This window comes from Halocynthiibacter namhaensis (genome assembly GCF_000812685.1).
Classification (GTDB): Bacteria; Pseudomonadota; Alphaproteobacteria; order Rhodobacterales; family Rhodobacteraceae; genus Halocynthiibacter; species Halocynthiibacter namhaensis.
This window is the reverse complement of record NZ_JWIF01000056.1, coordinates 66,523-87,445: the sequence shown is the minus strand read 5'-3', so window position 1 is coordinate 87,445 and position 20,923 is coordinate 66,523. Positions and strand designations below refer to the sequence as shown.

At 52.9% G+C, this 20,923-nt stretch carries 14 protein-coding genes and 1 pseudogene; 4 read left to right on the top strand and 11 right to left on the bottom strand.

All coding sequences use genetic code 11. The features are described 5' to 3' along the window. Positions 1-29: 29 nt before the first annotated feature. Positions 30-2,647, bottom strand: a pseudogene (gene mutS, locus RJ38_RS08400) (DNA mismatch repair protein MutS). A 208-nt stretch (positions 2,648-2,855) separates the two neighbouring features. Here mutS and RJ38_RS08395 point away from each other — a divergent pair. After that, complete coding sequence (locus tag RJ38_RS08395; RefSeq protein ID WP_039018412.1) at positions 2,856-5,114, top strand: NADP-dependent malic enzyme; 2,259 nt, start codon at positions 2,856-2,858, stop codon at positions 5,112-5,114. Positions 5,115-5,620: 506 nt separating this feature from the next. Next, positions 5,621-6,499, top strand: a complete 879-nt coding sequence (locus RJ38_RS08390; RefSeq protein WP_039018411.1) for a ribokinase — start codon at positions 5,621-5,623, stop codon at positions 6,497-6,499. On the opposite strand, the gene msrA is transcribed toward RJ38_RS08390, so the two are convergent. The 3 genes from msrA to RJ38_RS08375 form a co-directional block, all read right to left on the bottom strand. Continuing rightward, entirely contained in the window at positions 6,493-7,158 is a 666-nt protein-coding gene (gene msrA / locus RJ38_RS08385) for a peptide-methionine (S)-S-oxide reductase MsrA (protein WP_039018410.1), read from the bottom strand. The two genes, RJ38_RS08390 and msrA, sit on opposite strands and share 7 nt — an antisense overlap. Before the next feature lie 152 nt (positions 7,159-7,310). Further along, positions 7,311-8,537 (bottom strand): argininosuccinate synthase, encoded by a 1,227-nt coding sequence (locus RJ38_RS08380; protein ID WP_039018409.1) that lies wholly within the window; start codon positions 8,535-8,537, stop codon positions 7,311-7,313. Positions 8,538-8,626: 89 nt separating this feature from the next. Further along, complete coding sequence (locus tag RJ38_RS08375) at positions 8,627-8,962, bottom strand: Hpt domain-containing protein (protein ID WP_039018408.1); 336 nt, start codon at positions 8,960-8,962, stop codon at positions 8,627-8,629. Positions 8,963-9,102: 140 nt separating this feature from the next. Between RJ38_RS08375 and RJ38_RS08370 the strand changes: the two genes are divergently transcribed. Then, complete coding sequence (locus RJ38_RS08370) at positions 9,103-10,413, top strand: PP2C family protein-serine/threonine phosphatase (protein ID WP_238321669.1); 1,311 nt, start codon at positions 9,103-9,105, stop codon at positions 10,411-10,413. 64 nt (positions 10,414-10,477) lie between these two features. On the opposite strand, the gene hslV is transcribed toward RJ38_RS08370, so the two are convergent. Beyond that, positions 10,478-11,035 carry an ATP-dependent protease subunit HslV gene (gene hslV, locus RJ38_RS08365; protein ID WP_039018407.1) on the bottom strand — a complete coding sequence of 186 codons (558 nt, stop codon included), beginning with the start codon at positions 11,033-11,035 and terminating at the stop codon, positions 10,478-10,480. 87 nt (positions 11,036-11,122) lie between these two features. Here hslV and RJ38_RS08360 point away from each other — a divergent pair, with 87 nt between their 5' ends. Next, positions 11,123-12,040, top strand: coding sequence for a hypothetical protein (locus tag RJ38_RS08360; RefSeq protein ID WP_039018406.1), 918 nt, complete (start codon positions 11,123-11,125; stop codon positions 12,038-12,040). A gap of 49 nt (positions 12,041-12,089) precedes the next feature. Here the strand turns inward: RJ38_RS08360 and trxA are convergent, their stop codons facing one another. From trxA to tsaE, 6 genes are all read right to left on the bottom strand, one after another. Beyond that, on the bottom strand, positions 12,090-12,410 hold the full coding sequence (trxA, locus tag RJ38_RS08355; protein WP_039018405.1) for a thioredoxin: 321 nt from the start codon (positions 12,408-12,410) through the stop codon (positions 12,090-12,092). A gap of 62 nt (positions 12,411-12,472) precedes the next feature. Further along, positions 12,473-15,859 (bottom strand): double-strand break repair helicase AddA, encoded by a 3,387-nt coding sequence (gene addA, locus RJ38_RS08350; protein WP_039018404.1) that lies wholly within the window; start codon positions 15,857-15,859, stop codon positions 12,473-12,475. Further along, positions 15,856-18,750: a double-strand break repair protein AddB gene (gene addB / locus RJ38_RS08345; protein ID WP_238321668.1), complete on the bottom strand. Its 2,895-nt coding sequence runs from the start codon at positions 18,748-18,750 to the stop codon at positions 15,856-15,858. The genes addA and addB overlap by 4 nt, the downstream gene beginning before the upstream one ends. 19 nt (positions 18,751-18,769) lie before the next feature. After that, positions 18,770-19,459 carry a nucleotidyltransferase family protein gene (locus tag RJ38_RS08340; protein ID WP_238321667.1) on the bottom strand — a complete coding sequence of 230 codons (690 nt, stop codon included), beginning with the start codon at positions 19,457-19,459 and terminating at the stop codon, positions 18,770-18,772. Beyond that, positions 19,456-20,436 carry an aminoglycoside phosphotransferase family protein gene (locus tag RJ38_RS08335; protein ID WP_039018401.1) on the bottom strand — a complete coding sequence of 327 codons (981 nt, stop codon included), beginning with the start codon at positions 20,434-20,436 and terminating at the stop codon, positions 19,456-19,458. Before RJ38_RS08335 ends, RJ38_RS08340 begins: the two co-directional genes overlap by 4 nt. Continuing rightward, on the bottom strand, positions 20,433-20,912 hold the full coding sequence (gene tsaE, locus RJ38_RS08330; protein WP_039018400.1) for a tRNA (adenosine(37)-N6)-threonylcarbamoyltransferase complex ATPase subunit type 1 TsaE: 480 nt from the start codon (positions 20,910-20,912) through the stop codon (positions 20,433-20,435). The genes RJ38_RS08335 and tsaE overlap by 4 nt, the downstream gene beginning before the upstream one ends. Positions 20,913-20,923 lie beyond the last annotated feature (11 nt).

Here is a 20,923-nt window from a genome sequence, read left to right as displayed (position 1 = left end):
TGATTATGGGGCGCCTTGAGCGCCCCTTTTTATTGGGACGCGCTGATCTTTTTCAATTCATAAATCAGGTCCAATGCCTCTCGCGGGCTTAGGCTGTCGGGTTCGATTTCGGACAGGCGATCAAGGGCTGGCGATGTTTTTGCCGGGGTAGGCATCGGTGGCGGCGCTGCGGAAAACAAAGGCAGGTCGTCGATCAAGGCTTTTGGTGTGTTGCCCCCGTCGCGATCCGATTTCTCAAGTTGTTCCAAAACCACACGGGCGCGTTCAACGACGGATGTTGGCAAACCAGCCAAACGCGCGACCTGAACCCCGTAAGATCTGTCGGCGGCCCCTTTGTGGACTTCGTGCAGGAAGATGACTTCGCCTTCCCATTCCTTCACCGCAACCGTGGCGTTTTCAACGCCTTTCAGCGTGTCAGCCAGTTGGGTCAACTCATGATAATGGGTGGCAAATAAGGCGCGACAACGGTTGGTTTCGTGTAAGTATTCAAGCGTTGCCCAAGCGATGGAAAGGCCATCCCAGGTGGCGGTGCCACGACCGATTTCGTCCAAAATGACAAAGGCTCGATCGTCGGCTTGGTTCAAAATTGCCGCGGTTTCAACCATTTCGACCATGAATGTCGAACGCCCGCGCGCCAAATCGTCAGAAGCCCCAACGCGTGAAAACAGCTGACTGACAATCCCAAGTTTGGCTTCTGTTGCGGGAACAAAACTGCCGGATTGGGCAAGTAGGGCGATCAAGGCATTCTGGCGTAAGAAGGTCGATTTACCCGACATGTTAGGACCCGTCAGAAGCCAAATCGCGGCAGCTTCACTGTCGGCAAACGCGCAATCATTGGCGATAAACCCGCTGTCCCCTTGCCCACGCAGCGCGGCTTCGACGACTGGGTGGCGTCCCCCTGTGATGGAGAACTCTCGCCCGTTTGACAGCAAGGGACGGGTCCAGTTTTCAAAGCTTGCGAGATCAGCAAAACCAGCGGTTAAATCCATTTCCGACAGCGCGCGCGTTGTGGTGAAAATCTTATCAGAACAGTCCAGAACGGCTCGTGTTAGGGTGGAATAGAGTCTTTTTTCGATCTCAAGCGCATTATGTCCTGCGTTCAAAATCTTGGTCTCAAGTTCAGACAGCTCAACCGTGGTGAACCGGACTTGATTGGCTGTGGTTTGGCGATGAATGAAGGTTTCCGACAGGGGCGCGGAAAGCATCTTATCCGCATGTGTTGCGGGTGTTTCGATGAAATAGCCAAGCACATTATTGTGTTTGATCTTCAACGCGTTGATGCCGCTGACGTCGGAATATTGGGCTTGAAGACCCGCGATAACGGAACGGCCTTCGTCGCGCAGGGTGCGGGCCTCATCAAGGGAGCTGTCGTAACCGGAGGCAATAAGCCACCGTCACGCGCCAAAAGGGGCGGTTCGGCGATCAACGCGGCGTCAAGCAGATCAATCAGTTCGTCGTGACCCGGAAGGGATTGCATCGCCGATTGCAACACGCCGGGCATGTCGGACGGCAGGCTTTGTGTAATGGCCTCGGCTTGGGTCAAACCGTTGCGGATGCCCGCAAGGTCACGTGGCCCACCACGTTCCAAAGCAAGGCGGGACAGGGCGCGGTCCATATCGGGCACTTGGCGCAATATGTCACGTAACCTTGTGCCGGTGGTTTGATCGTCGAATAGATAGGCCACAGCATTGTGACGGTCGTTTAAGACGGCAACATCCATAGATGGGGAGGACAGTCTGCGTTCCAAAAGACGTGCGCCGCCAGCAGTGACCGTGCGGTCGATTGTGGCTAAAAGTGAACCGGCGCGCCCGCCATTCATGGAGTGGGTGATTTCAAGATTGCGGCGGGTTGCTGCGTCGATTTGCATAGTGCCGCCTGCGATTTCGCGCAGGGGTGGGCGCAATAGGGGAAGCTTGCCCTTTTGCGTCAGATCCAAATATTCAACCACAGCCCCCATCGCACCAAATTCAGCCCTGGTGAACTGCCCAAATGCTTCGAGTGTTGTGACGTTCAGCAGGTTTTTCAGCCGATTTTCAGAAGACGAACTGTCAAACGCGGAACGCGCAAGAGGGGTGATGGCAATGCCTAAATCAGACCCTAATTCGAGGAAATTACCCTCTTCTTCGGAATTCACCAGCAATTCGCGCGGGGCAAGACGGGCAAGTTCTGGCGATAGACGCAAGGAAGTACAAGGCATTACGTGGAACGCCCCGGTCGAGATATCAACCCAGGACAAAGCCCCCTCATCGCGCACCTGAGAATAAGCGGCTAGAAAGTTGTGCTGACGGGCATTCAGAAGGCTGTCTTCGGTCAAGGTTCCGGGCGTCACAAGGCGTACAACACCGCGTTTGACGATAGATTTATAGCCACGTTTTTTGGCCTCAGCGGGGCTTTCCAACTGTTCACAAACCGCGACGCGAAACCCTTTGCGGATCAACGTCAGGAAATATCCTTCGGCCGCGTGATGTGGGACGCCGCACATGGCGATGTCTTCGCCTTGGTGTTTGCCGCGTTTGGTCAGGGCAATGTCCAGCGCTTCGGCGGCATTGACCGCATCATCAAAAAACATCTCATAGAAATCGCCCATGCGATAGAACAGCAAAGCGTCGGGGTGATCGGCTTTGATTTCCAGATATTGCGCCATCATTGGTGTGACGCCGTCGCCTTTTGATGCTGCCATTTTTCCGCCCCGGTTTGGTTTTAAACAGGAATACGGGGGAATTCGTGCCCCTGCAAACCCGATCTGGGCCCAACAAGCGGGATTAGTCCAGAAAAGGCCGTATTTTGGGTTGGCTGGTTGTTGTCGGCGCGGTTTTTTTCTGTAGTTTGGGCGAATACCCGGATTGTGAGGACCCATGGCCAATAATAGTAAAGTTACCCCGGAAGAGGCGCTCGCCTATCATCTCGAGCCGACCCCTGGAAAATATGAGATCGTTGCGTCAAAACCAATGATGACTCAGCGCGATTTGTCGCTGGCCTATTCCCCTGGCGTGGCTGTCCCCTGTGAGGCGATCGCGGCGAACCCAGAATGCGCCTATGATTACACCAACAAAGGCAACATGGTCGCGGTGATTTCCAACGGGACTGCGGTTCTTGGCCTTGGGAACTTGGGTGCTTTGGCGTCAAAACCCGTAATGGAAGGCAAAGCCGTGCTGTTTAAGCGGTTTGCTGACGTGAATTCCATCGACATCGAATTGGACACCGAAGACCCAGAAGCGTTCATCAATGCTGTGCGTTTGATGGGGCCTAGTTTTGGTGGGATCAATCTTGAAGACATCAAAGCCCCCGAATGTTTCATTATTGAACAACGGCTTAAGGAAGAAATGGACATTCCAGTCTTCCACGATGATCAACACGGCACTGCGGTTATTTGTGCGGCGGGCCTTTTGAACGCGTTAAAGATTTCCGGCAAAAAGATCGAAGATTGTCGGATCGTTTTGAATGGCGCGGGTGCGGCGGGTATCGCTTGTATTGAGCTGTTGAAATCTATGGGCGCGCGGCATGAAAATTGTATCGTTTGCGATACAAAAGGCGTGATTTATCAAGGTCGTACTGAGGGTATGAACCAATGGAAATCCGCCCACGCGATCAAGACAGAATTGCGCACATTGGATGAGGCTATGGAAGGCGCTGACGTTTTCTTGGGCGTGTCCGCCAAGGGTGCTGTGACACCCTCGATGGTCGCTGCGATGGCCAAAGATCCGGTGATTTTCGCCATGGCAAACCCCGACCCGGAAATCACCCCAGAAGAGGCCCACGCCGTACGCGAAGACGCGATTGTTGCGACGGGGCGGTCTGATTATCCCAACCAGGTGAACAATGTTTTGGGCTTTCCGTATCTGTTCCGTGGTGCCTTGGATATCAACGCGCGTGCGATCAACGATGAGATGAAAATCGCTTGCGCACAGGCCCTTGCGGATCTCGCGCGCGAAGATGTGCCGGACGAGGTCGCGATGGCTTATGGTCGCGAATTAACCTTTGGTCGTGACTATATTATTCCAACGCCGTTTGATCCGCGTCTGATCTATTTGATCCCGCCTGCGGTCGCAAAAGCGGGCATGGATACCGGTGTTGCGCGTCGTCCGATCATTGATATGGATGGGTATACGCAAAGCCTAAAAGCGCGTCTTGACCCAACTGCAACGATCTTGCGTGGCATCAATGCGCGGGCAAAACAGGCCCAAGCGCGCATGATTTTTGCCGAAGGGGATGATCCCCGTGTTTTGCGCGCTGCTGTTGCCTATCAGCGCCAAGGCTTGGGCAAGGCATTGGTTGTTGGACGTGAAGCAGATGTCGCTGAGAAGCTAACAGCAGTTGGTCTTGGGGATGCGGTTTCTGAGCTCGAGATCGTGAACGCCGCCAACTCGCCACATCTGCGTCAGTATAAAGCGTACCTCTATAAACGCCTGCAAAGACAAGGGTTTGATCGGGGTGATATCCACAAACTGGCCGCCCGTGATCGCCATGTTTTTGCAGCTTTGATGTTGCAACACGGCCACGGCGACGGGCTTGTTTCTGGTGCGACGCGCAAGTCTGCTCAGGTCTTGAACCTGATCAATCACGTGATGGATGCCGATGCCGAAAGTGGTGCGGTTGGCGTGACTGCGTTGCTGCACAAAGGGCGGGTTGTGTTGATTTCTGACACGCTGGTGCATGAATGGCCGGACGAAAATGATCTGGCAAATATTGCCACGGCTGGGGCGAAAGTGGCCCGCGCGCTTGGTCTTGAGCCACGTGTCGCATTCGTCAGCTTCTCGACCTTTGGGTATCCTGTGTCTGAACGCGCCGAAAAAATGCATCTCGCACCCGACGTTCTGGACGCGCGCGGCGTCGATTTCGAATACGAAGGCGAGATGACCGTGGATGTGGCCTTGAACGTCACAGCACAGGAAAGTTATCCTTTCCAACGACTGACTGGTCCTGCAAACGTATTGGTTGTCCCTGCGCGGCACTCTGCTTCGATTTCTGTTAAGTTGATGCAGGAAATGGCGGACGCCACAGTGATCGGCCCGATTTTGACAGGCGTTGATCACCCAGTTCAGATTTGTTCCATCGGATCCACGGTGAACGACATTCTAAACATGGCGATCTTGGCTGCGAATAAGGTTGGTTGATTGGGCAACATGTTGAAATATATCACTTTCACCCTTTGAGGTGGGTGGAATGTACATATACTTCAATATATTAGACAAAATATTACTTGCTATCAGGATTCTGTAGGCGCTAAATAAAGTAAGCAGCACCAAGATGGCGCTGCTTACAGTTAGTCTTCAACTAACGTTATAACGGCAGTGTCAGCTGCCGTGGCTTAGGCCAGCGGCGGGTATGTGAAATCACATACTCCCGCTTGCCAAAGCGCATTCTGGTGTATTCACTAACGTGAACTTCCATATGCGTCTCCTTACTTTATTTTCCAGAATCTGCTGGCCCACATTGAAGGCTTCACGCCTTCGAATCCGTTTGCTTGTGGACACCAAGTCTGGTGTGGTAAGGATGACTGAGCACAGTATCTGGTTTTGTGTGGGTGTAGGTCAACACAAAAGACTCATGGACCAATTATAATATATGTTGACTCCTGTGATTATAGTGAGAAGAACGATTCGTGAACTTGGAGTGAAAAATGACTGTCTTTTGCCTTGGCTCCATCAATGCTGATCATGTGTACCAGGTGCCGCATCTGCCGGCCCCCGGCGAAACGCTTGCTGCAACTGGGTTTCAGACGGGGCTTGGTGGTAAGGGTGCGAACCAATCCGTTGCTGCCGCCAAGGCCGGATCTGAGACACACCATATTGGCGCTGTTGGGGCCGATGGCGCTTGGACGATTGATGCGTTGCAAGGTTACGGTGTGGGCACGGACCATGTGCGTACATCTGAGATCCCAACAGGGCATGCGATTATTAATGTGGATCCCGAGGCTGAAAATGCCATCGTGATCTTCTCGGGTGCGAATTATGATCAATCGGAAACCGGGATTGCGGCGGCTTTGTCCGGTGGCAAACCTGGCGATTGGATTTTGATCCAAAATGAGACCTCACAACAGATTACAGCTGCGAAGGCGGCGCGCTCAAAGGGTGTGAAAGTTGCCTATTCTGCAGCGCCTTTTGATGCGGATGCCGCGCGCGATATGTTGCCATTTGCGGATCTTCTGTTGGTGAACGAGATTGAAGCAGCCCAATTGTCACAGGCTTTGGGTGTCGATGTTGGTGATTTACCCGTGGCAAACGTGTTGATCACATTAGGTGCCAAGGGTGTTGATCTGGTGGATACGGAAACTGGTGAGATGATCTCTGTTCCCGCGTTTTCGGTCAATCCCGTTGACACCACCGGTGCGGGCGACACCTTTGCGGGCAGTTTTGTTTCCGGGCTGGAACAGGGGATGTCTGATCGTGACGCCCTGATCCGTGCAAGCGCGACATCCGCTATTCAAGTGACGCGTGTTGGGGCCGCAACGGCCATTCCCGATGCGGCTGAGGTTCAGGCGTTTATCGCAGATCAGTGACCCACAAAGGGCGCAGCGTTGCCCCATAGTTCAGCAACACGCGCATCACGACCACAGCCTTCACGGTAACGTTTATACGCGTCCGCTTGGCGGATGACGCCAAATCGTGTGATGACGCGCCTGCGGCCTTTGTAATAATCTTGATGTCCGTCATCAGCGGCGTAAAATGCGGTGCGATCAAGGATAGGGGTGACGATACGTTGCCCTAGATCCGCTTCCGCTTGGGCCTTGGCGGCTTCCGCAACTTGACGTTCCTGCGCATTGGCAACCCAAATCGCAGTGGCATAACTTTCGCCACGGTCACAGAATTGCCCGCCTGCATCCGTTGGGTCGATGGACCGGAAAAACTTATGCAGAAGGTCGGGCAGATCTGCGCGACTTGGATCATAGGTGATCTCAACCGCTTCCAAATGACCCGTGCCGCCGCGCGTCACTTGTTTGTATGTGGGGTTCGCAACCGCACCCCCTGTGAACCCTGACACGGCTTCGGTCACGCCGGGCAGAGATTCAAAATCGCTTTCGACACACCAGAAACATCCACCGGCGACGATGATGGATGATGCATCTTGGGCGCTGACAGAATTGCACTGCACAGCGAACCCGGTGGCGATGGCGATTGACAACAAGATGGGGCGTAGGGATCTGGGGAATATGGTCATTGGGACGCTCTTTGGCTGAAACTGATTCCAACCTGTCGCATGACCGCTGTCAGGGCAAGGACGCGCACCCCAATCTCACGCGAAGGTGAGAGGGTGTGAAACGCAAAACGCCCGACATTTGCCGGGCGTTTAACACATTATTGTAGCTGCATTTAGCCTTTGTTGCGTTTGTTGCGGGCTGCCAGCAGTTTCAGGCGCAGGGCGTTCAATTGAATGAAACCAGCTGCGTCTGTTTGATCATACGCGCCAGCATCTTCTTCAAAGGTCACATGGGCCTCAGAGTACAGGCTGTTTTCGGACCAACGACCAACGGTCTGCGCCATGCCTTTGTACAGTTTCATGCGCACTGTACCGGAAACATGTTCCTGGCTTTTGTCGATCGCCGCTTGCAGCATTTCGCGTTCGGGGGAATACCAGAAACCGTTGTAGATCATCTCAGCGTATTTCGGCATGAGTTCATCTTTCAAGTGCATTGCGCCGCGATCCATAGTGATGGATTCGATGCCGCGATGCGCTTCCAACAACAAGGTGCCGCCGGGGGTCTCATAGATACCACGGGATTTCATGCCAACGAAGCGACCCTCGACCAGGTCAAGACGACCAACGCCGTGTTTGCCGCCAAGTTCGTTCAATTTGGTCAGAACGGTTGCCGGGGACATTGCTTCGCCATTGATCGCGATTGGGTCACCTTTTTCAAAGGTCACCTCAACGAATTCCGGGGTGTCTGGCGCGTCTTCTGGGTGCACAGTACGCTGATAAACATAGTCTGGCGCAGCAACTGCCGGGTCTTCCAGAACTTTGCCCTCAGATGAGGTGTGCAGAAGGTTCGCGTCAACAGAGAAAGGTGCTTCGCCACGTTTGTCTTTTGCCACAGGGATTTGGTTTTGTTCAGCGAATTCCAGCAGGCGGGTGCGAGAGGTCAGATCCCATTCACGCCAAGGGGCGATCACTTTGATGTCAGGGTTCAGGGCATATGCAGCAAGTTCAAAACGAACCTGATCGTTGCCTTTACCGGTCGCGCCGTGGGCGACAGCGTCAGCACCGACTTCAGCGGCAATTTCGACAAGACGCTTGGATATCAGCGGGCGCGCAATCGAGGTGCCAAGCAGATACAGGCCTTCGTAAACCGCGTTTGCACGGAACATTGGGAAGACAAAATCACGTACAAATTCTTCGCGTACATCTTCAATATAGATGTTTTCGGCTGGAATTCCCAGAAGTTCAGCTTTGGCGCGTGCTGGTTCCAGCTCTTCGCCCTGACCGAGGTCAGCAGTGAACGTTACCACTTCACAACCATATTCGGTTTGCAGCCACTTTAGGATGATAGAGGTATCAAGACCCCCGGAATAGGCGAGAACAACTTTTTTTGGCGCAGACATCACGGGCTCCTTCGTAGCATAACCGCTTCGCGATTACCTGTTTTTAAAGGGAGGAGCAAGGGTTGCGATGCTTGTGCTTCAATTCATTTTCACCCTGAGGCGGTTCCAGGCTGCATGCGGGTAAGGAACTCTGCCCGGGATCCGTCATAACAAGTAAAGATTTCAGGTAAGGATACGGTACTGGTATCCCCGTTTGCAGCGGCGGTTTCACCCGCTTGGCAGAGGCCTGTAAACTGAGAAAAACCAAGGTTCATCGCGCTGCCTTTCAGAAAATGCATGTCTTCTTCAAGAGTGTTTGGGCTTGGCGTGGCCTTCATTCGGGCGATGGTTTCTTCGACTTCCTCAAGGAACAAAACAACGACTTCGGTGAAATCTTCGTCACCTACTTCCTGCTTAAGTTCCTCAACTCGTTTCCAATCAATCATCTATCCACCGTGAAGTTGTTTGGTCTTGTGATAACAGCCGAAGGTTACTGCCCGCTTAATGAAAGCACGGGAATATTATGGCAAAGATTCACTAAGTGTTAAGCGCAATTCGATAGATCAGAACCAGTGAAATTAGTTGAGTGGCATCAGTGATGAAAGAAGCTGCGCTGAAGCAGGACCCGCAAGGATTTGTTGAAGTCGATTACTCGTCTGGGGATGATGGGTGTCGTGTTGTGCTTGTTGTTGACGACAGCAAAGTGCAACGTAAAATTCTGTCTGCGATGCTGAAACGTTGGGGGTTTGACGTGATTGAAGCCGAAACAGGGCATCACGCGATGGACATCTGCACGGCGCAACACGTGGACTTTGTCCTGAGCGACTGGATGATGCCTGGGATGAATGGGCTTGAGTTTTGCGAAGCATTCCGGGAATTGGAACGCAAGGGTTATGGGTATTTCATTCTGCTCACCTCAAAAAGTGAAAAGGGTGAAATCGCGCGGGGCCTCGAAGTTGGCGCGGATGACTTTCTGACCAAACCTGTGAATGCGGGCGAATTGCGTGCCCGTATTTCTGCTGGCGAACGTATTCTGAAGATGGAAAACGAGTTGCAGGAAAAGAATCGCTTGGTTTCCGCTACATTGACAGAATTGACCGAACTATATGACATGGTGGATCGAGATCTTCTTGAAGCAAAAAAACTCCAAGAATCCCTTATTCGTGAACGTTTTAAAGATTTCGGTGCCGCACAAGTGTCACTAAGCTTACGGTCGAGTGGGCATGTGGGCGGCGATCTTGTGGGGTTCTTTCAAGTTGACGAACATCAGATCGGCATTTGGGGAATTGATGTTTCCGGGCATGGGATCACGTCAGCGCTAATGACGGCCCGCCTCGCTGGCAATTTATCTGGTCGCTCCCCCGAGCAAAACGTGGCGCTTGAAGCCGATGAAAATGGTGGGTTTCGTTTGCGTAACCCTGCAGATGCCGCGGATCTTCTAAATACAATTGTTATGAATGAAATGGAGACCGAACATTATTTCACCCTTTTGATCGCGAATGTTGATTTGCGAACGGGTGAGATAACACTTTGCCAAGCTGGGCATCCCCATCCTGTTATTCAACGTGCGGACGGAAGTTGTGAATCAATTGGGACGGGCGGAATGCCTGTTGGCTTGATTGATGCCGCCTATTATTCAGATTTTAAAGTGCAGTTGTCTCCAGGCGACCGGATAATCATTCCCTCTGACGGGGTTACTGAATGCCCGGATGTGGATGAAAACCTGTTGGATGACGAGGGATTGCGCGCGTTTATGGAGGCCAATCCTATCCTAAAAGGCGGCAGCTTGCTTGAGGAAATGATTTCGTATTTAGCCGAATATTCAGGCGGGCGGGATTTCCCGGATGATGTTTCGGCGGTCTTGTTGGAATATTGTGGTCCAGTGACGGATCAATAAACTTCTGCGCCGCACGCAAAATTATCGCGCGCGCCGGCAGCGGTTTTGGTGGGTGATGTGAAGTTTAAGCAGGAACTTTCTCAACTGTAAGTCTTCCGTTGGTGTAGACGCAAATGTCCGAAGCAATTGCCATAGCATCACGGGCAATGGTTTCTGCATCCTTTTCCGTGTCCATCATGGCGCGGGCTGCGGCAAGCGCAAAATTGCCGCCTGACCCGATCGCTGCGACCTCGTGTTCAGGTTCCAACACATCTCCAGCACCGGTAATAACCAACAGGTTTTGGCCATCAGTCACGATCAACATCGCTTCCAGTTTCTGCAAATATTTGTCGGTTCTCCAATCTTTCGCCAGTTCGACAGAAGCGCGTTGAAGCTGTCCTGGTGTTGCTTCCAATTTGGCTTCTAGACGCTCAAGCAAAGTGAAGGCATCTGCGGTCGACCCTGCAAAACCGGCAACCACGTCATGGCCTCCGGGTGAAAGACGGCGCACTTTACGAGCGGTTCCCTTGATCACTGTTTGACCCAAGGAAACTTGGCCATCGCCCGCAATTACAACTTCATTATTCTTCTTCACGCCAACAATTGTTGTGCCGTGCCATCCGGGAAAATCACTATCAGCCATAAGTTTCTCCAATTGCTTCATTTCTATATGAGCGCGTGATAGGGAAGGCACAAGGGGTATTCAAAGTATGTTGGAGCTGGTGGGCGAATGATTACGGGTAGAAAGCTGAGAATTTATCTCGATAAAGGGATGCGCGCGGCCGCTGAGGAAGGGCGTAATAATTTCCTCAACCGTCTGAAAAACGCCGTAGAAAGCCGCGATGTGAAGGTTGAATATTGCCTCAACAGCGACGCAAATATTCTTAAATCCCGCGATCGTCATGGCTTTACGCTTTTCCATATGGATGATCCATATCACGAAAAATCGCTAACGATGCGGCGTGTGTATTATTATCCGTTTTGGCAAATTGAGACGTCCGCTAAACGCTGGGAGTGGGCCGTTTCACACGCAAATTTTGACCCTTCTGAAATTGATGCACATACAGCAAAGTCCTTTGCGATTCAGTGGCGCAAGCGGCTTTTCGAGGGATGGAAAGCCATAAAGAACCAAGGGTATGTTTACATGCCTTTGCAAGGAAGATTGTTAGAACAACGCAGTTTTCAATCCTGTTCACCCGTGGACATGATCCGAGAAACAATAAAACACGGGCCACGGAAACCAATCGTTGCAACTTTGCACCCGGGTGAGAAGTATAATGCGTATGAATACGAAGCCCTTGCCGAGCTAATGGAAGAATACCCAGAGTTCACGGTTCAAAGCGATGGAAACCCTGAAAGCTACCTTGCGGAATGTGATTGCGTTGTGACGCAAAACTCTAGCGTGGCTTTTTCGGGGTATTTTTGGCACAAGCCTGCGGTTTTGTTTGGCAAAATCGATTTTCACCATATCGCGTTGAATGTCGGGGATCTGGGGGCCAAAGACGCCTTCGCGAGGTTGCCAAACCATGTTCCTGATTATGACAAGTATCTTTATTGGTTTTTGCAGTTGCAATCAATAAATGCAGGGCGGCCTGAAACCGAAGAAAAGATTATAGAAACCCTACGCACACGTGGTTGGGATCTTTGAGGTAGACACAAAAAAGGCGCCCGTAGGCGCCTTTTCTAAACAACAGAAATCAAACGTTTTCTTTGATCCAGCTGTCTAGCGCTGCTTTTGGAGCTGCGCCAACTTTGTTCGAGATTACTTGACCATCTTTGAACATGAACAGGGCTGGAATGCCGCGAACGCCCATTTGCGCTGGTGAATTGGGGTTTTCGTCGACGTTCACTTTGACGATTTTCACCTGGCCATCATATTGCGCAGAAAGCTCTTCAAGCGCGGGGCCGATTTGTTTACATGGGCCACACCATTCTGCCCAAAAATCTACGACCACGGGGATCGCGGATTCTTTTACTTCTGCATCAAATGTTGCGTCGGTGACTGCTACGGTTGCCATGTCTCAAACTCCTCGAGAACAAATAAAAGTTGATCGAAACCTAAGGTCGACCAGGTCTGACGTCAAGGCGTGGCAGCGCGGGATATGGCTGCGGACACAAGATCGTGAGGTATTGGCATAAGTGTTGCTGACTTTGTCCACAGAATGGCGGTTTCCACTTTCCTGTTGGGAAAAATTTGCTTCAACGCCAACTCATATGCGCCCAATTGCCTAAGGATTCCTTCGGGCACTTGGGTGGGATTTTCCGGTATGTTTCGGTTGGTTTTGAAATCAACTGCGCAGATGCTTTCGGGGGTGATCAACAACCTGTCGACAATTCCGTGTAACCGAAGTTCGCCTGTCAGAGGTGCCGAGAGGGAGACTTCGGCAAGTGAGTCAGCAGCAAAAAGCCCGGCCAATGACGGAGTGTTCAGCAAAGTTAACGCTTCGGCCAACAGGTTTTCCCGTTCAGTCTCAGGTACATCAGGCCAACGTTCCAACAATCTCGCGCCATGGGTTTTTCGAAGGGTTGGTTCGACATCGGGTAAGTTTTCAAGAAGGCAATGGACAATCGTCCCATACAGCATTGCCTGATCCTGGTCGCCTTCACCATCAACAAACCCAGCCATGATTTTTTCGCCCCCCAACCCGGACGGCGAAATGGTTTTCTGTTGTGCCGCGGGGGCCGAGACCGGATGGTCGATCCAATCAGGCAAGCCAGTGTCAATGGCATCATCCGCCTGCGTCGCTGGTGCAAATTCCACATTGGTCCATTGCCCAGTTTCCAGACGCAACCCATCGCCTTGTGCGAAAGGATAGGGCTGTGCATCAGCAAGCCCAAGGCCCGCTTCGATTTGGCGATACCAGCTGCTGTTGTTTCCGTCGACCTCGCCTGCGCCCGCGACGATCAGCCATTTTTCTGCGCGGGTCATCGCGACGTAAAGCAGGCGATCTTTTTCCTCAAGTTGACGTTCCGCGATGGCATCGCGTTCATCCACAACAGCGGGCGGGGTGGCATCGGCGTTTGGTTTCCAGACCGGAGTGCCTTGAATGTCGAATATTTCTTCGCGAACCGTGTTCTTCTTTACGGCGGTGTCGGGCAATATCACAATGGGCGCTTCAAGCCCTTTTGCACCATGCACCGTCATCACGCGAATGCGATTTCCAGCACCGTCGGGTTGCCGTTTGATGTCGATATCACCACTGTCCAGCCATCCCAGAAAGCCAGTTAACGATGGCACGCTGGAACGCTCAAACGCTTCGGCCTGTGTGAGTAATGCATCCAGGCCGTCTTCTACTTCTTGGCCCAAACGCGCGATCAAATGGCGGCGCCCATCGTGCCGCGTTAGGATGCGTTCGATTAGATCCCACGGCCGCAGGAAATCCGCTTCGCGCAGTAGGTCTGACAACACATCGCGGGTTTGGGCATGATTTTCATCGTCGCGCAGCGCTTGCCACAAATATTCCCCATTGCGTCGGGGCTGTGCCAGGTGATGAAGCGCATCTGCTGTCCAACCAAATAGGGGTGATCGCAATGCTGCTGCCAAGGACAAGTCGTCTTCAGGGGTTGCCAAAAATGACAAGAGTGCACGGATATCTTTGACGGCCAGTTCAGCCCCAATTTTCAACTTATCCGCCCCGGCAATGGGCAAGGCGCGCGCTTTGCATTCTGCGATGATCTCATGAAATAGGGTCTGCCGCCCCTGCACGAGGATCAGAAAGTCGCCGGGTTCAACGCGGCGCATTTCATATGTCCCGGAATGGCCAATCTCGTTGGGAATGCAGGCGGAGTCCAACATGTTTGAAATATGGTCCGCAATGGATCGGGCAAGCACAACGATTTCATTGTTTCGCGCGGGCTTATCGACGGGTTCATACCATGCGGTTGGGTCTTCTTTTTCTGGTTTAGGTTCCACGGGCCAAAGATCGACGCGACCAGGCATCTCGGATTTAAAGGCGATATGCGTCATCTCGTCGGTCGCTTTGGTGGCGCCGCCGGGCTTGAACGTTACATCCACGGCACGCAAAATTGCGGGGGCAGATCTGAACGAATGGGCCAGTTGCATGCTGTTGAACGGCATCTGCGCAGAACGCAAACGATCCCCGAATTCTTGGCGCATGCGATCAAAACTGGCGGGGTCTGCACCTTGGAATGAATAGATCGATTGTTTTTCATCGCCCACGACGAAAAGTGAACGATCAACACCGCTGCGCGCCCCTTCACCTGCGGTAAATTCTTGGGCCAATGCTTCGACAACGTCCCATTGTGCGGGGCTGGTGTCTTGGGCTTCGTCCACAAGGATATGATCGACCCCGCCATCAAGCCGAAACAAAACCCATTGCGCCACCAATGGATCACGCAGCAAATCGCGTGCTTTTAGGATAAGATCGTCGAAATCCAATTTCCCACGGATCAATTTTTGCGCCTCATAGCCTTTGACAAATACGGCAGCGAAAGCACACAGCGCATGGCTTCGGTTTGCGGTCAACAGATTTAGACGGCGTTCACGATTTTCCTCAACACGCTGCATAAGTTCGTTTAATGGATCAAGCAGCGACCCAAGGGTTGCCTGCGTTTTCTTGGTCGGAAGAGACCCAATTTTTGCGCTGAAAGGTGATTTTGCAGTCGCGCCCGTCAGGAACAGTTTCTCAAGTGTTGCGAGGTCACCGATGGATATCTGATCAGACGCGATGGAATATAAAATACCGGCGTTCTTCTGATCTGTTGTGCCGCCCTTCGCAAACAATGGCGCTAGGTCGCGCAACAGCTTGGGATCATCGCGATCAATGGTGTCTGCGATCAAAGCATCCAGCGTGTCGTCGGGTGCCAAGTTTAAGGCTGTTTTGATGCCTTGTTCAGAAGGCGGGGGGGCGAATTTCGATTTATTCTTCACGATCTCTTGTGTCAGCCGTGAAAAATCTTCCCCCGTGTAATAGCGCGCCAACTGATCAATCAAGTTCACGTCTGGCCCCGATGCGATGGCATCGACCACGGCGTCTCGCAATGTATTGGCGTCGCGTTCATCCATTTCTTGAAACTGCGGCGAGACCCCTGCTTCAAGGGGGAAGCGGCGCAATAGGGACGCGCAAAAGGAATGGATCGTTTGGATTTTTAACCCGCCAGGGGTTTCAATTGCGCCCGCAAACAGGCGTCTGGCCCGATCCAAAACATCGGATGTCAGATCTTCAGTGACGCCAAGCAAGGACAACTCACTACGCAGGTCACCGTCTTCCTTCATGGCCCAGGACCCAAGCAGGCGGAACAAACGGTTCTGCATTTCGGTTGCGGCGGCAGTGGTATAGGTCAGGCAAAGGATGTGCTGCGCGTTGACGCCACCAAGCAACAGGCGCGCCACTCTGTTGGTTAATACCCGTGTTTTACCTGATCCGGCGTTGGCCGATAACCAGACAGAACCGGCGGGGTCTGCTGCGTTCATTTGCGCCAGCGTTGCGTCGTCTGGGCGGATCATATTAGGTCATCCTCTTGCGGGGTTGCGGTGGTGTCCCATTCGCCATACCGCGCGAGGTGGTCGTAATCGCCGTCAAATCGTTGACCTTCGATCGCGCGACGGGACAGGTACCCGCGTTCAGGTTGCATCCAGGATTCAATCAACTGGCAGAACTGATCCCAAACTTCATCTGTTGTTGGGTCCTCCAAGGATGCGGTCATAAAGACGGGCGATGACCCTAACCCGATGTATGCAGCTTGTGAAATATGTGCGTTCCCAAGGGTTTTGAACGCCCCGCGTTCCGCCATGGCGGCTTGCAAGGGCAGTTGTTTGTCAAAGTGTTTTTGCTGATCCTTTGAGGGCGGGGCACCGGTCTTGTAATCGTAAATCCGCACTTGTCCGTCAGATGACTGGTCAATTCTATCCGTGCGGCAAGTGAGATTGAATTCAGTCTGTGCCAATGTGACTGAGCCCTTTTCTTCAAATAATATCGGCGTCGCATGTGTCTGCCGTACAGCTTCCGTTTCAAGCAACCAACTTGACACACGCAGCAACTTAGCCCGCCACATTCTCTGTACCGCAGGCCATGGGGCAGCTGTGGGCAGCTTTTCATCAATCACCCATAAGAACGTTTCTTCAGACAGGTCATTTTCCTTGATGAACGCGTCTAAAATATCGTGAACAATCGTGCCTCTAAGTGGGGCATCAGGGGATTGTTGTAACGGTCTGAGTGCGCGCAGACGTAAGATGTAGCGCGCATAAATGGCGTATGGGTCCCGTATTAGGGTCTGAATCGCGGTGACGGGCAATTCTTTGGGGCGTTGATCTATGGGGGGACGTGGGGAGGGGCGTGATGCTGGGGAAACCTCTGGCAAAGCGCGATCCCACTTCTTCAGCAAGTCTAGCCAATTTTGGCCACGTGACACCATTTCCTTTAGTGCATTGGGGCCGTTTTGTTCCTGTAGGCCGGAAAGCAGATTGACCAGACGGTTCACCCAGCGGGATGGAACGGTTTCAGCGGATGCATCCCGGATAGATCGGGTTATCCAGACCTCCTGCGCGCCAGCAGCCTGTTGGAAGTCATGTGCGGCAAGGCCCGTACGCCGTTCTGGCAACAATAACCCCAACTCGCGCCTCATGTTCCTGTTCAGCCAAGGATCAGGCGTGGGTTGCCCCGGCCATACCCCTTCATTCAAGCTGCCCAAAATCACAAGATCCGCCGTCTGAACCCGTGCTTCAAGCGTGCCCCAGATCATGACATTCGGATTCGGTACAATAGCGTTGCGCAGCTCGCCATCTTGCAACAGCGACAACAGCAGTGCGGTGAATTCGCGTGGGCTATGTGTGCCGCCTGCGTCCGAGACCTCAAGCAGGTCATCCATCACACGCTTTGCTTCATGACCCGCAATGTTTTCCCACAATTCGCCACTTCCCACCTGTTCGGGACCAGCGCATAGGGCTTCACATGTTGTGACCAGGTGTTTTGTGAAATGCCCAATGTCGGCTTCCATCACTTCCCCAAGCGACCTTAGGCAGCCCAGCAGCCAATTCACCCAGGTTTTTGAGGCATCTGTTTTGACGTGTTCCTGCCAAATCATCAGGTCGTCGGCATTGGGGAATGGCATGCCTTTACGGCGAATCCAAAGTTCCAATTCGCGGGTGTGTAACAGATGTTGCCCGCGCACATCTGGTCCAGTTGCAACCAAGGGATGCTTTAAAAGGGCCAGTAAATCAGAGGCTTCCATCTGATTGCCGAACAAGGCGGCGACTTGGCGCAAGAGACGCCCTGGCGCTGACAGATGCAGCGGTCGACCCGCCGAATCGTCAGGTTCAATGCCCCAACGAGACAACGCCATGGCGACCCTACGGGAAAGTTGACGATCCGGCGTGACAAGGGCGGTCGTTTTCCCGTTCTCAAGGGCTGCACGCATGCCAAGCGCGATCGCGCCAGCTTCACTGCGGCTGTCGGGGGCTTCAAGCAAGGTGACACCCGCGCAAGCTGCCTGAATATCGGTGGAATCAGCGGCTTCATTGTGCCACTGATCTGTTACCGGGGCGGGGCGCAGTGCCAATGACAGCAAGCGATTGCGTGCAGGCGCGGGTGCGGAAATATCCACCCAAGGCAGGATCTCATCCCGGGATATGTCTAGCGATTGCATCAACGTTAGGGCGCGATATTGCGGATGATCTTCGCCGCTGCCTTCCTTTTCCAGTGCTTTCCAGGCGCTGGCGGGCATGTCAAAGTCAAATCCGGGCAAGATGACCGCGCCTTGGGGCAATCGGGCGACGGCATCCATGATGAAATGGGTTGTGCCGCGCGACCCCGTAGAACCCGCGACAATCATCGGGGTTTCTGGCGGCGATACCTGCCACATGTTGATTAAGCTTAGGGCCGCCGTTCTTTTTCGGGCTTCATTGCCTGGGCCGGAACTTTCAAAATATGACATAACGAGGGACAGGAATTGTTGTGCGCGCGCCCAATGTCCAGATTGATCACTAAGATCTAGCGCCAGGATATTTGCGGGATTTATGCCTTCTCCCTCGGCTTCATCGAACAGGGAAACAAGGCTTTCGGCAAGGTCAAAGGCAGCAGACTGCGGGGCGAGATCTGGCGATCTGGCAATCATCGCCTGCACCAACTGGGCGATTTCCAAGCGTTTGCGCAGGCTTGAGATTAGGGGCGGTGCGTCTGACAGTGGTACTTCGGTGGCAAATTCATCAAGCGTCTTGATGCGGGGTAATAACCCTGCGGGCCCTTGGTCAAATGCATCACGCAGCTTCCGGGCGCTGCGCCGGGTGTTTAAGTAGATTTCGGTTTTGGGCGGTGCTAACGGGTCGCTGTCTGGCCAACGGGTGCGAAGGCCAGCAAGCAAGGACTGCGTGAAATCTACGCCCGGGGGTAATGCAAACACGCGGGGCTGCGTGGACGGTTCAAACATCGCTTTCTCGCAGGATTGTTTCGGCCAATGGAATGCTTTCAGGTTGCCCAACATCACACCATTTACCGGGCCAATGCAGCCCAAACAATCGACCTTTCGCGGCGTAGATGTCCCAAAGTTTGTTTAGGGAAAACACGTCATCGGGGATGTCTGGCAGACCAGAGGTGCTAATAATTTGCGCCCCGGAATATACCTTGCCCGGCCCGCGCGAGATTTCACCGCTTTCGTCCAAGATAAAGTCACCGTTGCCTTTATGACCTAGGGCTTGATTGGGGTTTATTAACAAAAGCAATGCGTCCATCTTGCTGGCGTCCCAAGCGGCGTGAAGCATCGCAAGTGGATCAGGGCCATTCCAAATGGCATCTGAATTCAGGGTGAAAACAGGGTCTGTTTCGAGGATATCAGCAGCTTTTCGCAACCCACCGCCCGTTTCCAAAAGCTGATCCGTCTCGTCCGAAAACGAGATGTTTCGGCCAGATAAGTGATCTTTCAACATGTCGCTGTGGTAATGAAGGTTAACAACAATCCGAGAGATTGGCGCGTGTTTCACGGTGTCCAACGTATGATCAATTAGGGTTTTCCCACCCACTTTTACCATGGGTTTGGGTTGATGTTTCGTGAGCGGCCCCATGCGTGTGCCAAGGCCTGCCGCGAATATCATTAAGGGAAAATTAGGTGTCACGATGCAACCTTACTGTTCTCAGGCGAAACGATGATGTTCGATGCGATGTCTTGTAGATCCGACAAGGCCGGGTGGGCGAGGTCACGTTGCAGCTGGTTCCAGACCGCTGGCAACCATTTGAGGTAACCCGTTTTACCTTGGCGGGAGGCGAGTGCCGAAAAGATCCCCAAAATCCGCAGGTTTCGTTGCGCCGATTGGGCCGCGCAAGCCGCCTGAAATTCTGTAACGGGCAGGTTGGATTTATGCGCAAATTTGACAATCGTGTCCTGTGCCAGATCCATATCAATCTTACGTCGAATGTCGAAAAGCATGGATACCAAATCATAGGCGACATGCCCAACCGCAGCATCTTGGAAATCCAAAAGCCCAACACGTTTATGAGCTTCGCGATTTGGAAGCCAGATAAGGTTACCGGCATGGAAATCACGCAACAGTGTCACCGGGTTGCCCAGCCAAGTTTTTTGCAAAACAGTCTCTAACACAGTATAAAATTGGCTTTCTGCCTGTGGATCACGCGAGACATCCGGTTGGTAAAAGTCGAACAGAGGTTGTGCCATGCGACTCATGTTGTTGGGGGTGTAGATCGGTAAGTCGGGCATTGGTGCGCGTTGATGCAGCTCGCACAGCATGTCAGAGGCGGCCTCAAATGCCACATCACTGGGCAGGCGGCCGGAATCAATTTCCATGCTGAAAACGGCGTCAGAAAGGTCTTCGCACAATAGAAAACCAGCCGGAATATCGCTGTGTATAATTTCAGGGGCACTGAAACCAGCGGTGGTTAACCACTGGGCGATGTCGACAAAGCTGTCTTGAGGAGGGTTTTTATCAGGGGGGGCATCCATCAAAATGGTGGTTTCAGCGCCATGTTGGACGCGAAAATATTGGCGGGCCGAGGCATCTTGCGCCAAAGGTGTGATGGTCGCGTGATCACGGCCGGATGTCGCGATAAAGGTTTGCATGTCTTGAGAGCGGGTCATTCTGCGTGGATGTCCTGAATTATCGTTTGCCACCGTTCGGTCGGGGCATGCACCAATAGATTTCGTGTGTTGGGATGCTCACCGACGCTGAAGGTTAAAGTGAGTGCAGTTTTAGGTCGGTAAGATCCAAGGCGATCCGGCCATTCGACAAAACAAATTGCGTCGGAAAATGCATCTTCCAAGCCCAGTTCAGCAACCTCGTCCGTGTGGGACAGCCGATACAAGTCGCTGTGCCATATTTCGCCATGCTGCCCATCATATGTTTGAACCAGAGTGAAGGTCGGCGAGGGGATGTCTTCAGCAACAATAAGCAGCTCGCGGATAATCGCCCGGGCAAAATGTGATTTTCCTGCGCCGACAGGACCTTCTAGCAAGATACAGTCGCCGGGGCGCAGATGTTCAGCCATGGCAACGGCAAAGGCCGCGGTCTGGTTTTCGTCTGGGAAGTGGAATGTGTGATCGTGCATTTGTAACATGCGCAGAGTTT